Below are 15,098 nucleotides of genomic sequence, written 5' to 3'. Positions count from 1 at the left end.
TTTAAGTCTTTTTTTATGCAAATAATAAGTTATAGAGTTCGTAAAAGGAGAAATTACTATGGCTTACGTAAATTTTAAAGAAGAAAATTATAAATTAAAGATTCAGTTAGAAAAAAGAAAAAAGAATAATGAAAAAAATTATAGTTATATAAGTAAACATAAAAATGAGATGACTAACTATGATCCAGATAATAGATATAGTTATGGAATTATAGAAAACGAATTTATTGGTAAAAAAGGATTATTAGATGAAAAAGATTATTATAATATTTCAAATAAAGATATAGTATGCACAAATTTCAAAGATTGTACTTTTGCAAATACAAAATTTATTAATTGTAGAATAATAGGCTGTAAATTTTATGATTGTAAATTTATATTAGGCGGTGTTATTTTTGAAAATTGTATATTTATTATGGAAGATAATATACAATTACCATCATTGAATAATACAACAAATTACTCTTGTGAATTCTATAATTGTGAGGTTTATAGTGAATTTAAAAATTGTGATTTATCATATGTAGTATTTGAAAATTGTTTAATAAAAAATACTTCATTTGAAATATGCATGATGAAAAGCATGATAATAAATAAATGTGAGTTGAATAAAATAAAAATTTCAGATAGTGACTTAAGTGGATTTAAAACACATAAGTGTTATATCTTAGATTTTGAATTTGATGATAAGTATAAAACTAAATTAGATGAAAAAACATTTTTCGATAAATTAGTAGAAATTCAAAAAAATAGAGAAGAGTACCAAGGATTATATATGACATACCAAATTATTGCAGATAAATTTAAAGAAAATACCTTAGATAATAACTTTGGAGAATATTATTATTTGTGTAGAAAAATTGAGTGCAAGACTCTTGATCCTATACCTAAAATAGGATCATATTTGTATAGGATGTCTTGTGGATACGGAGAGAGACCTTTTAATGCACTTTTTATGGGCATATTTTTAATAATGGTATTTGCATTTTTATATTTAATTGTTGGTATAGATATCCATAATAATTATGTTATTTATAATTTAGAGACACTCAAGCGTTTTAATTTTATGAAATTTATTAAAGATTATAATGAATCTTTGGCACTAAGTTCAGGTATATTTTTAGGGGTAGGTGGATATAGCAGTGAGCCAGTGCAAATATCACTGATAGTATCTAACATTGAAATGATTTTAGGAGTAATAACAGTAGGAGTTGGGATTGGTGCAATAGTGAGAAAAATTATAAGATAATATTTATGAAAAAAAAGGAAATTTACCATATAATATAGTATTTATTAATATATATATCGATATTTTGCAATATTCTAACTATTAAATTTTATATTTCAAACAAATTGATAATATGAATAATTTATGTTAAAGTGATTTTTAAATTTTATTTACTTATTAAGGGGTGGTATATTGAATAATAAAGAGTTATTAAAGAAAAATGTAACTAAAGCAGAAGATTTAAACTTATACATGAATCTAACTAAAGAGGAAGAAGTAAAAATGAATGAAATACTTGAAAAGTATCCTATGTCCATTACACCTTATTATTTATCTTTAATTGATTTTGATGACCCAGAGGATCCTATAAAAAAAATGTGCATACCTTCTATAGAAGAAACAGATTTAAGTGGGAGTTTTGATACAAGTGGTGAAGCGGATAATACTATTATTACAGGAATGCAACATAAATATGAACAAACAGTTATAGTGTTATCTACAAATCACTGTGCAATGTATTGTAGACATTGCTTTAGAAAACGATTGATAGGTTTATCTGATGAAGAAATTGCTAAGCATTTTCAAGAAATGTTAGCATATGTTAAAAATCACGAAAAAATAAGTAATGTACTCATTTCTGGAGGGGATTCATTTTTAAATAGTAACAGTAAAATTGAAAAATTTTTATCTGCACTATGCGATATTCCTCATATTGATTTAATTAGATTTGGGACAAGGATACCAGTAGTTTATCCTGAGAGAATAACAAGAGATAATGAACTTAAAGAAATACTTAGTAAGTATGGTGAAAAAAAACAAATTTATGTAGTAACTCAATTTAATCACCCTAGAGAGGTGACTAAGGAAGCTGCTGAGGCAGTAAAATATTTAAGAGAAGCTGGTGTTATAGTAAAAAATCAAACGGTTTTGTTAAGAGGAGTAAATGATAGTATTGAGATTCTTGGAGAATTACTAAAAAATATAACTGCTATAGGAATAGTACCATATTATGTATTTCAGTGCAGACCTGTAACAGGTGTGAAAAATCAGTTTCAAGTACCACTTAAAGAAGGAATTGATATAGTAGAAGGAGCTAAAAATTTACAAAATGGCCAAGGTAAATGTTTTAAATATTGCTTATCTACAACGAGGGGGAAAATTGAAATAATAGGAAAAACAGGGGAAAATGAAATGGTTTTTAAATTTCATCAAGCAAAATACAAAGAAGATAGGGGAAGAATATTTATAGAGAAAGTTACTGACGATCAAACTTGGATATATTAGAATAACTTATTATAATTAGTCATCTTTAAAAGAAAAAGCTTAAATTATCTTTTAGAAGATGTTTAATTTTTATATCAAGTATATACAATATAAAAAAATATAGCAATATATTACTATACATAAAAACTTAAGATGCTTTATAATGTAACTATAAGAAGTGTAATTAATAAATAAAAAATTTAATATTATACTAAGCAACTTTCTTATATAAAATAGAAAGGAGCGTTAATATTTGTCATGCCAAGTAATAAAAAAAATAACGTTAATCCTTATATTACCAAGTCAATAAAATATATTAATCAGAATTTAAAGAAAAAAATAACAATTAATGAAATTTGTCAGTATATTAACTTATCTAAATATTATTTTTCACGAATGTTTAAAAAAGAAATTGGTGTAACTCCCTATAGATATATATTGAATTGCAAAATCGAGGCTATAAAAGAAGATTTATCTAAAGGAGTAGACATAAATACCGTAGTAAGTAAATATGAGTTTTATGATTTAAGTCATCTTAATAAGAATTTCATAAAAGTATATGGAATAACACCACTAGAATATCAAGAATCCTGTAAATCAAAGAATGAATGATTTTTATTTTTTTATGCCAAGTTATTATGTAGATATCTACATATATAATAAAATTATTTTATTTTTAGGAGGTTTTAATAATATGGCTTTTACATTTTATATGCCAAGTGTTAGTTTAATGGGACCAGGATGTTCAGACAATTTACCAGAGGAAATAAAATCAAGAGGATTTAAAAAAGCTTTAATAGTTTGTGGAAAGAGATCTGCTAGTAGTTCCGAATTTAAAGGAATAACTGATAATTTAGGAGCTAACGGTGTAGAATTTGTGGTATATCCTGGTTCTCAACCAAACCCTACTGTTACTAATGTAATGGATGGAGTTAAAGTACTTAAGGACAATGGATGTGACTTTGTTATATCTTATGGTGGAGGGTCTCCACATGACTGTGCAAAAGGTATAGCTTTAGTTGCTACTAATGGTGGAAACATAAAAGATTATGAAGGTGTTCATGTATCTAAAAATCCTCAACTTCCACTTATAGCAATAAATACTACAGCTGGTACTGCTTCAGAAATGACAATATTCTCTATAATAACTGACGAAGAAAGACATGTTAAAATGGCAATAGTTGATAAACATGTTAATCCAATTCTTGCAATAAATGACCCTAATTTAATGGTTAGTATGCCTACTTCTTTAACTGCTGCTACAGGAATGGATGCATTAACTCATGCAGTTGAAGCTTATGTATCTACTGCTGCTACTCCAGTTACAGATGCTTGCGCACAAAAAGCTATAGAACTTATAAGTGACTACTTAAGAGATGCAGTTGCTGATGGAAATAATATGGAAGCAAGAGATAAAATGGCTTATGCTGAATTCTTAGCAGGTATGGCATTTAATAATGCTTCACTTGGATATGTTCATGCAATAGCACATCAATATGGTGGATACTATAACTTACCACACGGTGTATGTAATGCTATATTACTTCCAGCAGTTCAAGAATTTAATGCTAAAGTTGCGGCTAAACAATTAAAAGATTGTGCTAAATTCATGGGTGTAGATGTATCAGGAATGAGTGATGATGAAGGTGCTGCTGCTTGTATAGCTGCAATAAGAAAGTTATCTGCTGATGTTAATATACCTAAAGGATTTACAGAACTTGGAGCTAAGGAAGAAGACTTTGATATATTAGCTACTAATGCATTAAAAGATGCTTGTGGCGCAACTAACCCAATTCAAGCTACTCATGATGAGATAAAAGCTATATTAGCAAAAGTTATGTAGTAAATAAAAGTTAATTGATTTTTTTATAAATATAAAATATGTAAATTAATCTTACTTTAATAAGCTATAATTGATAAATGCAGTTTATCAGTTATAGCTTATTTATTTTTTAAATAACATTTAAATTTTCACGATTATATTACGAGGAAAATATAAATTAAAAAGGTACAAGTAAGTTAAAATGAAATTTAGGTAAAATTATACTAAATGATATATAATTTTTGTGTAAAATATTTTAAATAAGACATAATGTTGTCATATTAATGGTGATAATATTAAAATAAGTAAGATAGCTTATATTGAAAAGTATAGTGCTTGATTTTAAAAATAGTGGAGAAGGAACATGAAAATTAATAGATTAACTGAAATTATTTTAATACTTTTAAATAAAAAGATAGTAACAGCTAAAGAATTATCAGATAAATTTCAAGTATCAACTAGAACCATATACAGAGATATAGAAACGTTATCTTTGTCAGGAGTTCCAGTTTATATGAGCAAAGGTAAAAATGGAGGAATTAGCTTATTAGAAGATTTTTGTATAAATAAAACCTTATTATCGAAAAATGATAAGGAAAGTATAACGTTGGCACTAAAGGCTCTGTCTACTATTGAATATCCAGATATAAATTCTATAATTGACAAAGTTGGGTTTGTAAAAGGTGCAAATGACAGTGATAATTGGATAGATATAGATTTGTCAAGGTGGGGATATAAAACATATGAAGATGATAAATTTGATAAAATAAAAGATGCAATTTTAAATAGTAAATTAGTAGAATTTAGCTATATTAATAGTTTAGCTAATAAATCTAAGAGAGTTATTGAACCAATTAAACTCATTTATAAAGGTCAAAGTTGGTATTTATATGGATATTGTAGATTAAAAAAAGACTTTAGATTATTTAGAATAAGTAGAATAAAAGATTTTGATGTAAAAAAAGAGTATTTTACAAAAAAGTATTTTGAAAAACAAGAAATAAATAAGGAAGAAAAGGAAGTTTTCAATACTGTTAAAGTAAAATTGCAAGTTAAAAAGGAGGCTTTATATAGAGTTTTTGATGATTTTTCAGGCGAATCAATTATTGAAAACAAAGATGGAACTTACCAAGTAACTATAGAATTTCCCGAGAATGAATGGTTATACGGGTATATACTTTCTTTTGGGCCATATGCTAAAGTTATAGAGCCATTGCATATAAAAAATATAGTATTAGTAAAAATAAAAGAAACTTTAAATATGTATAATAAAAATACTTAATATAATTTAAGAAAAAGGAAGATTTGTTATGAAATATGAATGGAGAAAAAAAGAAAAGCAATATTACTTGCCAAAAGCAAAACCTGAAATTGTAAACATTGAAAAATTTAAATTTATACAAATAAGAGGAAGTGGAAATCCAAACGGTGAGGAGTTTTCTGAAAAGGTAGGAGCATTATATTCAATAGCTTATACAATCAAAATGATGCCTAAAAAAAGTATAACTCCAGATGGGTACTTTGATTACACTGTATATCCATTAGAAGGAATTTGGGGTTTAGACGAAGAAGGTAAGAAAAAAGATATACTTGATAAAAATAATTTAGTTTATAAAATAATGATTAGACAACCTGATTTTGTGACTAAAGAACTTTTTGATTTGGCATTAGATATGACTAAGAAGAAAAAATTTAATAAGTACTTAGATGAAATAGAATTTGAGTATATAGATGAAGGTATGTGCGTTCAAATGATGCATATAGGGTCTTTTGATGAGGAATATAAAACCTTTGAAATTATGAAAGAATTTTGTCATGATAATAAGTTATCAATAAAAAATAAAAACCATAGAGAAATTTACATTTCTGACTTTAGAAAAACCTCACCAGAAAAGCTTAAAACAGTTTTGAGGTATATGGTAGAAGCTAATTAAGGAGGTATTCAAATTGGATTTCATAGATATAAACTTGGAAAATATAGACAAAGAACATATATGTTGTGCCATTTCTGATAAAAAAGGAGAGTGTCAAGTTTCATCAAAAAAAACTTGGCTTAAAAATAGATTAAAAGACAATATAGTATTTAAAAAAGGTGATGTTAGAGGCAAAGTTTTTATTGAATATATACCGGCTGAAAATGCTTGGTGTCCGATTATTGCAGATAATTACATGTTTATAAATTGTTTTTGGGTGTCGGGAAAATATAAAGGACAAGGTATAGGTAGTAAGTTACTAGAAGAATGTATAAAAGACAGTAAAGGAAAAGGAAAGAAAGGATTAATAGTATTATCCTCAGATAAAAAGAAACCATTTTTATCTGATAAAAAATATTTTATAAATAAGGGGTTTTCAGTAGCTGATACTGCAAAACCTTATTTTGAATTGTTGTATTTGCCTTTTGAAGAGAATGAATTTATACCTAGATTTAAAAACACAGTAAAAGAAGAATCAATTAATGAAACAGGATTTGTTTTGTATTATTCACACCAATGCCCTTTTACTTCTAAATATGTTTCTATGATAAAGGATTATGCAAAGGTAAAAGATATAGATTTACATATTGTTAGATATGAAAATAAAGTTCAAGCACAAAATTCTCCAACTCCCTTCACCACATATAGTTTATATTATAATGGCAAATTTATAACTCATGAAATTTTAAGTAATAAGAAATTTGACTATATATTTAGTATGATAAAGTAAATAAAAATAAAAGACCAAAATATTAAAATTAGATTTTGTATAAGGTTTATTAATATGCTTTATATAAAAGAGGGGAGTGTAGATAGGTTTGTGTAAAAACAAACTTACCTACACTTTTTTAGTATTTAAAATTGGTAAGTTTGGAATAATATTCATATTAAAATTTATGGAGGTTTGTAAAATGAAAGATATAATTATTCCAGATATTGATTATCAAGCAGAGGTGAAAAAATGTAAGACAATGGAAGACATCGTTGGAAAAAATGGATTGATGCAAAAACTATTCAAGGATGTAATGCAACAACTTTTAGAGGCTGAAATGGAAGAACATCTAGGTAGAGAGAAATATGAAAGATCTGATAATAATGATACAAATTATCGAAATGGATATAGTTCAAAGACAATAAGTAGTAGTTTTGGTGATATTGGATTAGATGTTCCAAGAGATAGAAAATCAGAATTTGAACCGAAGGTTGTTAAGAAATATGAAACAGTATGTAATGAATTAGATAAAAAGATAATAGGTCTTTATGCTTGTGGAATGAGTGTGAGAGATATTCAATCTGAAATGGAAGAGCTATATGGTATAGATGTATCACCTTCAATGATTTCTAAGATAACAGATAAGGTTGTTGAGGCTGCCGCCGAATGGCAAAGTAGAACACTTGATGAAATTTATCCTATAGTATATATGGATGCTATGCATTTTAAAGTAAGAGATGATAATAAAATAGTATCTAAAGCTGCATACATTTGTATGGCCTTAGATATGAAAGGAAAAAAAGATATATTAGGTATTTGGATAGGTGAATCTGAAGGGGCAAAGTTCTGGCTATCAGTATGTAATGATTTAAAAAATAGAGGTTTAAATGATATATTAATAGCTTGCATGGATGGTTTAAAAGGCCTTCCAGAAGCAATAAAAACTGTATATCCAGATGTGAATATACAAACTTGCATAGTACATCAAATTAGAAATTCATTAAAATATATAGCATCAAAAGATCAAAAGGAATTTATGAAAGATTTAAAGAATGTGTATAGAGCATTCAATGAAGAAACTGCGCTTGCAAATTTAGATATTTTAAAAGATAAATGGTATAACAAGTATTCAGTTGTAATAGATTCTTGGTATAATAATTGGCCTAATTTAGCAACGTTTTTCGATTTTTCTGAAGATATTAGAAGAATCATATATACTACAAACTCACTAGAAGGTTTTAATAGACAGCTAAGAAAATATACAAAGGTTAGAACTGTATTTCCTACAGATGAGTCACTAAGAAAATCTCTGTATCTTTCTACTATGAAAATCATAGAAAAATGGACATCTCCAAATCAAAATTGGGCTACCACTTTAGCGCAGCTAACAATTAGATTTGAAGATAGAATTCCTAAAAAATATACAATCTAAAATTTTTTTGAAAATGGTAAATTTAGTGTATATTGTCCTAAATTAGACACATAATAAAAATGTATAAAATACCATTATTAGTATTCCAATCAAATAAAAAAATATTACTGGAATAAGTAATTTCCAGTAATATCAATTAATAAATAAGTCTATTTACACAAATCTATAGACATTCTCAAAAAGAGTAGTAACTTTTATTGAATAAATTACAATGTAAGGTTACTACTCTTTATGTATTTAAATTTTATACTTCAATTAATTCATATTCCTTGCTTCCAATACCAAGTTTAACACTATGATCAATACAAACTTCCCAATTTGTTTCAGGATGAGTATTTATAAAGTGGTCATGACAATGATGCTTTTGCTCATCTAAATAACTACCATGTATTACACTTTGTTTGTTGCAAGCATCTACACAAGCCATATCTAAAGCAACAGGATCAAATGAAGCAAAAATACCCACATCTGGAATGATAGGCAAATCATTTTCTCTATGACAATCACAGTTTGGAGAAACATCTATAACAAAGCTTATATGAAAATGAGGTCTACCTTGTAACACCGCTTTAGAATATTCTGCTATTTTTTTATTCAGTATATCATTGGATTCATCAGTAGGTGAATTTACAGCATCATAATTACATGATCCAATACATCTTCCACATCCAACACACTTATTATGGTCAATAGAAGCTTTTTTGTTTTCTTCAAATGAAATAGCATTGTGAGCGCAATTTTTTGCGCATGCTCTACATCCAACACATTTTTTAGCCTTTACAAAAGGTTTTCCGCTACTATGCATTTCCATTTTACCAGCACGAGATCCACACCCCATACCTATATTTTTTAATGCTCCACCAAAACCTGTAGATTCATGTCCCTTAAAATGATTCATTGATATGAAGATATCAGCATCCATTATAGCCTGCCCTATTTTAGCTTCTTTAACATATTGTCCACCTTCAACAGGGACAAGAGCCTCATCTGTGCCTTTTATTCCATCAGCAATTATTATATGACAACCTGTAGTAAATGGATTATAACCATTTGTGTAAGCTGAATCTAAATGCTCAAGGCCGTTTTTTCTACCACCAACATAAAGAGTATTGCAGTCTGTTAAGAATACTTTACCATTTTTTGTTTTTATTAAATCCACAATAACTTTAGAAAAATTAGGTCTTAAGTAAGCTAAATTTCCTGGTTCTCCAAAGTGAATTTTTATGGCAGTATACTTGTTTTCAAAATCAATGCCATTTATGCCAGCTTTTGTAACTAGTATTTGTAATTTGTCTAATAAATTATTTTTAAAGTCTGTTCTTAGATTAGTATAATATACTTTTGATTTGCTCATAAGTTCCCCTTTCTATATGAAAATTAAGTTATTTCAATATATTATAATCTTATAATAATAATAATTCCATAAATTTAAATATATAGTTCTTAAAATTTGATGAAATTTGCTTGTTTGCACTTAGATATATGGGGAATAAATATATTAGAATAATATAAAAATAGAATTAGTCATAATGTATTGGAGGTCAAATATGGAAAGTTTAAATAAAAACGTATGTAATTGTAGAAAAGTATCTTTTGAAAAAATAGAAGATAGTATAAAAAATGGAGCCGATAGTTTTGAAAAGGTTGTAGATGAAACCAAGGTGACAAAAGGATGCGGAAGATGCAAATCTTATGTGGAAGATATAATAAAAAATAAAATAAAAAAATAATTTATAAAAATAAAGATACCAATGTATCTTTATTTTTGTGATATTATTAGAAATAATACATATAAAAGTAAATATATATTGAAAATTGTTAATTTAATAACTTATTAATAAGATCAAATAAAAAAATCATATATAAATTAAAAGTAAATTTCTACGGAAATAAAAAAAATTATTCTAAAATAAGAAAAAAATATTAGCTTTTATTAGAAAAATGTTTTATAATAATATTTGTAATAGAAAAACGAAAATTTTTATTACAATTGAAAGTTTGGGTATATTAAATTTAAACTTTGAGTAATTGGTTGAAAAGGTTTGCCTATGGGAAGGGAAAATCTTTTTTGGGGAAATTGTGTGCGGATTTTGTAATAATTAAATTTATTCTTTTCAAAAAGTCATTTTAAAATGGGGGTTTTAAAATGATTTTTTTTATTAGAAATATTATATTAATATTGAATTTGTGAAATTTTATGGAATTAATATTGGACTTTAAGAAGTATATTACTATAAAATTTTATCTCATTATTCCAAAAGAGAATTGTTCTTTAAGATATATAATTGATTTATAAAAAAGATTATTATAATATTTAATTATATAGATAGTTAATTAAATATTAAATTAAAAATTAGCTTAAGTAATTTAACCCACCCTAGCACGAGTAAATGTCGTGCTATTTTTTTGTAGATAAATACAATATGTTAAAAATTTGTTATACTTATATTAGGAGACTAATTGAAAGGGTGAAAACTATGATATGTAGTAATTTTTATTTTACTTCTAAAATAGATAATAAACATATATATACATATAAGTTTGAATGTGATGAAAACGTAACTGTTAAAGGTGTAGTACAAATATCACATGGTATGGCAGAGCATGGAAAAAGATATGAAAGTTTTGCCAAACTATTAACGGATAATGGATATCATGTTTATGTAAATGACCATAGAGGACATGGTAAAACAGCAAAAAATTTAAAAAATGCAGGTTATTTAGCAAATGAAAATGGATTTGATTGTTTAGTAGATGATATACACACTTTAACAGAAATAATAAAAGAAGAAAATAAAGATGTACCGTTAATATTATTTGGTCATAGTATGGGGTCTTTTGCATCTCAAAATTATGCTATAAAATACGGAGATGAAATTGACGGACTTATACTTTCTGGATCAAATGGAGACTTTGGTGGAAAGCTAAATTTAGCAAACATAATCGTAAAATCTACTTGTAAGATTAAAGGAAGAAAATATGTTAGTGAATTTATTGATAGTTTATTTTTTGGCTCAAATAATAAAGGTTTTAAACCATACCGAACAGATTATGACTGGTTAAGTAGAGATGAAAAAGAAGTAGACAAATATATAAATGATTCGATGTGTGGTTTTAAGTGTACTTGTGGCTTTTTTGAAGATTTTATACAAGGACTTAAATTTATAGAGAATAGACAAAATATAGTAAAAATTAGAAAAGATTTGCCAATATTAATAATTTCAGGAGATAAAGACCCTGTTGGTAATAATGGAAAAGGCTTATTAAATCTAAAAATTAGATATGAAAAATCAGGAATTGAAGATGTAAGATGTATATTGTATAAAGGTGGTAGACATGAAATATTAAATGAAATTAACAAAGAAGAAGTAAAAGAAGATGTAATGAAGTGGATAGTTGACAAAATAGAAAATAAAAAACAAAGTTATTATTAAGAAAAGATTAGGAGGAAATAAAAATGGCAGAAACAAAAATAACAGGTTCTTCACAAAGAAATGCAAAGGATGTGGCTATAGAGTTAACAGAATTGTATTATAGAGTGTCAAAGGAAGAAGCTAAATCAGCAGAAGACGTTGGAGAAACTTACGTTAGAATTTACAACATAGTTAAAGATGCAAGATAATTAATTACAAAATATTAAAAAATTAATAGCTAAGACTGAGATGGTTACTAAATGTTATCAAAAATGAATTTAAAAGTTAAATATTAGTTACAAATTAGTTACATATTTTACTATCTTCATAAATATAAATATATAAACAGTTTAAAGTTTTAAATTAAAAATACTTAAGTTTTATATATTGAATATTTATAGGGGGAGTAAAAATGAAAAATAATTTTAAAAATAATATAATTTTTAGAAGTTTGTTAATAACTCTAACTTTTTGTGTTCTTCTTGCATCATATTTTTTACTAAAAAAAGAACAAATAATTTTACAAGTTAATGGCAAGGTAACAACTGTAAACTCTTATGGTAAGACTGTAAAGGAATTATTAAGTGAAAATAATATATGTTATGATGAAGATGATATTGTATATCCTAGTTTACACAGCAAATTAGAGGATTATATGAATATAAAAATTACATATGTGCAACAAATCTCTGTTAGTGAGCATTCAAGAATATCATACAAAACTGAAGTTAAAAAAGATAAATCTTTGTCAAAGGGAGTTACCAAAGTTGCTCAAGAAGGCAAAGAAGGAAGAAAAACAATTGTATATGAAGAAATTTATCATGATGGTAAATTGGTATCTAGAGTTGTTAATAAGGAAATGATAAGAGAAGAGCCTGTTAATAAGGTTGTTATAAAAGGAACAGGAACAAGTTATGTAGCTAGTTCTGTAAATTTATCACAAACTTTATCAACAGAAAAAAGTTCTTCTAATGTTAAAGGAAATAAAATGGTAGTGTCAGCTACTGCTTATAGTGGTGATAGTGTCACTGCTACTGGAACACGCCCAAGATGGGGAACTATTGCAGTGGACCCTAGAATAATACCTTATGGTACAAAAGTGTATATACCTAAATTTAATATGACTTTTGTAGCAGAAGATTGCGGTGGTGGAATAAAAGGAAATAGAATAGATATATTTATGAATAGTTCTTCAGCTTGCTACAATTGGGGAGTAAGAAGTATAGATATTTACATTGTTGGATAAATTAAAGTATTAGATCAAGTTAGAACTTGATCTAATACTTTTGTAGTTTTTGTAGAAAAAATTATTTTACATATTAAGGGTTCATATTTACTAAATAGAAAAATAAGGATAAAATATACATATGATTATTCATATATGACTATGGATAAAAAGTAAAAAGTAAAGGAGCAATTTAAATGACATATAGGGGAAAATATAATAGCTGGATAGATAATAAATACTTTGATGAAAAAACGAGAGAAGAGTTAATTAATTTAAAAGATAACGAAAAAGAAATAGAAGATAGATTCTATAAAGATTTAGAGTTTGGTACAGCTGGGCTTAGAGGGGTAATTGCAGCAGGAACAAACAGAATAAACATATATACTGTTAGAAGAGCTACTTTTGGTCTAGCAAATTATATACTAAAAAATACTACTAAAGAAGGACAAGAAAGAGGAGTAGTAATAGCTCATGATAATAGATTTATGTCTAGGGAATTTTGCATAGAAGTAGCCAATACACTAGCAGCATGTAACATAAAAGCGTATATATTTAAAAGCTTAAGAACTACGCCAGAGCTTTCTTTCGCAGTGAGAAACTTAAAAGCAATGGCAGGTATAGTTATAACTGCTAGCCACAACCCACCAGAATATAATGGATACAAAGTATATTGGGAAGATGGAGCACAAGTAATGCCAGAAATATCAAATGCAATAACTGAAGAAATAAATTCAATAGAAGACTACTCAACAATACCTACATTAACTGAAGAAAATAAAGATTTAGTGATAATTCTAGATGAAAAACAAGATACTGATTTCATTGAATCAGTTAAAGCACAAGTAATAAGAAAAGAATTAGTTAAAAAAGTAGGAAAAGAATTTAAAATAGTTTATACACCACTTTGTGGAACAGGAAATGTGCCAGTAAAAAGAGCATTAGAAGAAGTTGGATTTGAAAATGTTCTTATTGTAAAAGAAGAAGAAATGCCAGATCCAAACTTTGCAGGAATAGAATATCCAAATCCTGAAGATCAAAGAGCATTAACTAGAGGAATAGAGCTTGCTAAAAAGGAAGGCGCTAACTTAGTAATAGCAACAGATCCCGATTGTGATAGAGTTGGAGTGGCCGTAAAAACTACTTCTGGAGATTATGCACTTCTTACAGGAAATCAAATTGGTGGAATGCTAACTAATTATATAATAGAAGGTCAAAAGGAAGAAGATAAATTAAAAGATAATTCTGTACTTATAAAAACAATAGTTACTTCTGAATTTGGTGCAGATATAGCTAAAGCAAATAACGTGGAAGTTATGAATGTGCTTACAGGATTCAAGTTTATAGGTGAAAAGATAAAATCTTTTGAGGAGAAAAATGATAAGACTTATCTATTTGGATATGAAGAAAGTTATGGTTACTTAGTTGGAACTCATGCAAGGGATAAAGACGGAGTAGTTGCATCTTTATTAATATCTGAGATGGCTGCATACTATTACTCAAAAGGTATGAGTTTATATGAAGGATTACAAGAGCTATATAAAAAATACGGATGTTTTAAAGAAGAAACTATATCTTTAACATTAGCTGGAATAGAAGGATTAGAAAAGATAGGTGAGATAATATCTTACTTTAGAAATAATAATTTAGAAAGCATAAACAATAAAAAAGTCTTGGAAGTTAAAGATTTTGCCAAGGGAATAGATAATTTACCAAAGGCTAACGTATTGAAATACTTATTAGAAGATGAATCTTGGGTGGCTATTAGGCCTTCAGGAACAGAACCAAAGCTAAAGTTCTATGTGGCAGTAAAAGGTAATGATGAAGTTATTTGTAATAATAAGGTATTTGGTATAAAGAAAAGCATAAATGAAATTTTAAATAAATTAATGTAAATAATAATATTTAAAATAAGATATTTACTTTCTGTTTATTTTATAATATTGTAAAGAAAAAGTAATAACTTTTGATTATAGAGTATCAAAAGTTATTACTTTTTATTTTATATTTTAGGATTCTTATGTTAGGGT

At 26.7% G+C, this 15,098-nt stretch carries 14 protein-coding genes; 13 read left to right on the top strand and 1 reads right to left on the bottom strand.

Annotated elements, in window-relative coordinates:
• Positions 1-58: 58 nt before the first annotated feature.
• The 8 genes from TVTCOM_RS12315 to TVTCOM_RS12280 all read left to right on the top strand — a co-directional run bounded on the left by TVTCOM_RS12315 (position 59) and on the right by TVTCOM_RS12280 (position 8,430).
• The gene (locus tag TVTCOM_RS12315; protein WP_434796571.1) at positions 59-1,249 is read left to right on the top strand and encodes a pentapeptide repeat-containing protein; all 1,191 of its coding nucleotides are present in this window, start codon (positions 59-61) and stop codon (positions 1,247-1,249) included.
• Between the two features lie 171 nt (positions 1,250-1,420).
• The gene (locus tag TVTCOM_RS12310) at positions 1,421-2,512 is read left to right on the top strand and encodes a KamA family radical SAM protein (RefSeq protein ID WP_434796570.1); all 1,092 of its coding nucleotides are present in this window, start codon (positions 1,421-1,423) and stop codon (positions 2,510-2,512) included.
• Positions 2,513-2,749: 237 nt separating this feature from the next.
• Positions 2,750-3,103 (top strand): helix-turn-helix transcriptional regulator, encoded by a 354-nt coding sequence (locus TVTCOM_RS12305; protein ID WP_434796569.1) that lies wholly within the window; start codon positions 2,750-2,752, stop codon positions 3,101-3,103.
• Positions 3,104-3,185: 82 nt separating this feature from the next.
• Entirely contained in the window at positions 3,186-4,334 is a 1,149-nt protein-coding gene (locus TVTCOM_RS12300; RefSeq protein WP_434796568.1) for an iron-containing alcohol dehydrogenase, read from the top strand.
• Positions 4,335-4,677: 343 nt separating this feature from the next.
• Positions 4,678-5,595 carry a helix-turn-helix transcriptional regulator gene (locus TVTCOM_RS12295; RefSeq protein WP_434796567.1) on the top strand — a complete coding sequence of 306 codons (918 nt, stop codon included), beginning with the start codon at positions 4,678-4,680 and terminating at the stop codon, positions 5,593-5,595.
• Between the two features lie 28 nt (positions 5,596-5,623).
• Positions 5,624-6,247, top strand: coding sequence for a GyrI-like domain-containing protein (locus TVTCOM_RS12290; protein ID WP_434796566.1), 624 nt, complete (start codon positions 5,624-5,626; stop codon positions 6,245-6,247).
• A 13-nt stretch (positions 6,248-6,260) separates the two neighbouring features.
• A complete protein-coding gene (locus TVTCOM_RS12285) occupies positions 6,261-7,016 on the top strand; it encodes a GNAT family N-acetyltransferase (protein WP_434796565.1) in 756 nt (251 codons plus the stop codon).
• 181 nt (positions 7,017-7,197) lie between these two features.
• Positions 7,198-8,430: an IS256 family transposase gene (locus TVTCOM_RS12280; RefSeq protein ID WP_434796184.1), complete on the top strand. Its 1,233-nt coding sequence runs from the start codon at positions 7,198-7,200 to the stop codon at positions 8,428-8,430.
• A 244-nt stretch (positions 8,431-8,674) separates the two neighbouring features.
• Here TVTCOM_RS12280 and TVTCOM_RS12275 read toward each other — a convergent pair whose 3' ends face one another.
• On the bottom strand, positions 8,675-9,784 hold the full coding sequence (locus TVTCOM_RS12275; protein WP_434796564.1) for a DUF362 domain-containing protein: 1,110 nt from the start codon (positions 9,782-9,784) through the stop codon (positions 8,675-8,677).
• Between the two features lie 193 nt (positions 9,785-9,977).
• Here TVTCOM_RS12275 and TVTCOM_RS12270 point away from each other — a divergent pair, with 193 nt between their 5' ends.
• The 5 genes from TVTCOM_RS12270 (at position 9,978) to TVTCOM_RS12250 (ending at position 14,963) form a co-directional block, all read left to right on the top strand.
• Entirely contained in the window at positions 9,978-10,160 is a 183-nt protein-coding gene (locus TVTCOM_RS12270; protein WP_434796563.1) for a (2Fe-2S)-binding protein, read from the top strand.
• A gap of 747 nt (positions 10,161-10,907) precedes the next feature.
• The gene (locus tag TVTCOM_RS12265; protein ID WP_434796562.1) at positions 10,908-11,864 is read left to right on the top strand and encodes an alpha/beta hydrolase; all 957 of its coding nucleotides are present in this window, start codon (positions 10,908-10,910) and stop codon (positions 11,862-11,864) included.
• Positions 11,865-11,887: 23 nt separating this feature from the next.
• On the top strand, positions 11,888-12,052 hold the full coding sequence (locus TVTCOM_RS12260) for a hypothetical protein (protein ID WP_434796561.1): 165 nt from the start codon (positions 11,888-11,890) through the stop codon (positions 12,050-12,052).
• A gap of 203 nt (positions 12,053-12,255) precedes the next feature.
• Positions 12,256-13,089 (top strand): 3D domain-containing protein, encoded by an 834-nt coding sequence (locus TVTCOM_RS12255; protein WP_434796560.1) that lies wholly within the window; start codon positions 12,256-12,258, stop codon positions 13,087-13,089.
• 176 nt (positions 13,090-13,265) lie between these two features.
• On the top strand, positions 13,266-14,963 hold the full coding sequence (locus tag TVTCOM_RS12250) for a phospho-sugar mutase (RefSeq protein WP_434796559.1): 1,698 nt from the start codon (positions 13,266-13,268) through the stop codon (positions 14,961-14,963).
• Positions 14,964-15,098: the final 135 nt, after the last annotated feature.

Source organism: Terrisporobacter vanillatitrophus, from assembly GCF_051148895.1.
Classification (GTDB): Bacteria; Bacillota; Clostridia; order Peptostreptococcales; family Peptostreptococcaceae; genus Terrisporobacter; species Terrisporobacter vanillatitrophus.
This window is presented reverse-complemented; position numbering and strand designations above follow the sequence as displayed.

Excerpts from the sequence above, each read along its gene's own strand:
- TVTCOM_RS12315 (WP_434796571.1), top strand. The coding sequence starts at position 59 with ATGGCTTACGTAAATTTTAAAGAAGAAAATTATAAATTAAAGATTCAG.
- TVTCOM_RS12305 (WP_434796569.1), top strand. The coding sequence starts at position 2,750 with ATGCCAAGTAATAAAAAAAATAACGTTAATCCTTATATTACCAAGTCA.
- TVTCOM_RS12300 (WP_434796568.1), top strand. The coding sequence starts at position 3,186 with ATGGCTTTTACATTTTATATGCCAAGTGTTAGTTTAATGGGACCAGGA.
- TVTCOM_RS12295 (WP_434796567.1), top strand. The coding sequence starts at position 4,678 with ATGAAAATTAATAGATTAACTGAAATTATTTTAATACTTTTAAATAAA.
- TVTCOM_RS12290 (WP_434796566.1), top strand. The coding sequence starts at position 5,624 with ATGAAATATGAATGGAGAAAAAAAGAAAAGCAATATTACTTGCCAAAA.
- TVTCOM_RS12280 (WP_434796184.1), top strand. The coding sequence starts at position 7,198 with ATGAAAGATATAATTATTCCAGATATTGATTATCAAGCAGAGGTGAAA.
- TVTCOM_RS12275 (WP_434796564.1), bottom strand. The coding sequence starts at position 9,784 with ATGAGCAAATCAAAAGTATATTATACTAATCTAAGAACAGACTTTAAA.
- TVTCOM_RS12270 (WP_434796563.1), top strand. The coding sequence starts at position 9,978 with ATGGAAAGTTTAAATAAAAACGTATGTAATTGTAGAAAAGTATCTTTT.
- TVTCOM_RS12265 (WP_434796562.1), top strand. The coding sequence starts at position 10,908 with ATGATATGTAGTAATTTTTATTTTACTTCTAAAATAGATAATAAACAT.
- TVTCOM_RS12260 (WP_434796561.1), top strand. The coding sequence starts at position 11,888 with ATGGCAGAAACAAAAATAACAGGTTCTTCACAAAGAAATGCAAAGGAT.
- TVTCOM_RS12255 (WP_434796560.1), top strand. The coding sequence starts at position 12,256 with ATGAAAAATAATTTTAAAAATAATATAATTTTTAGAAGTTTGTTAATA.
- TVTCOM_RS12250 (WP_434796559.1), top strand. The coding sequence starts at position 13,266 with ATGACATATAGGGGAAAATATAATAGCTGGATAGATAATAAATACTTT.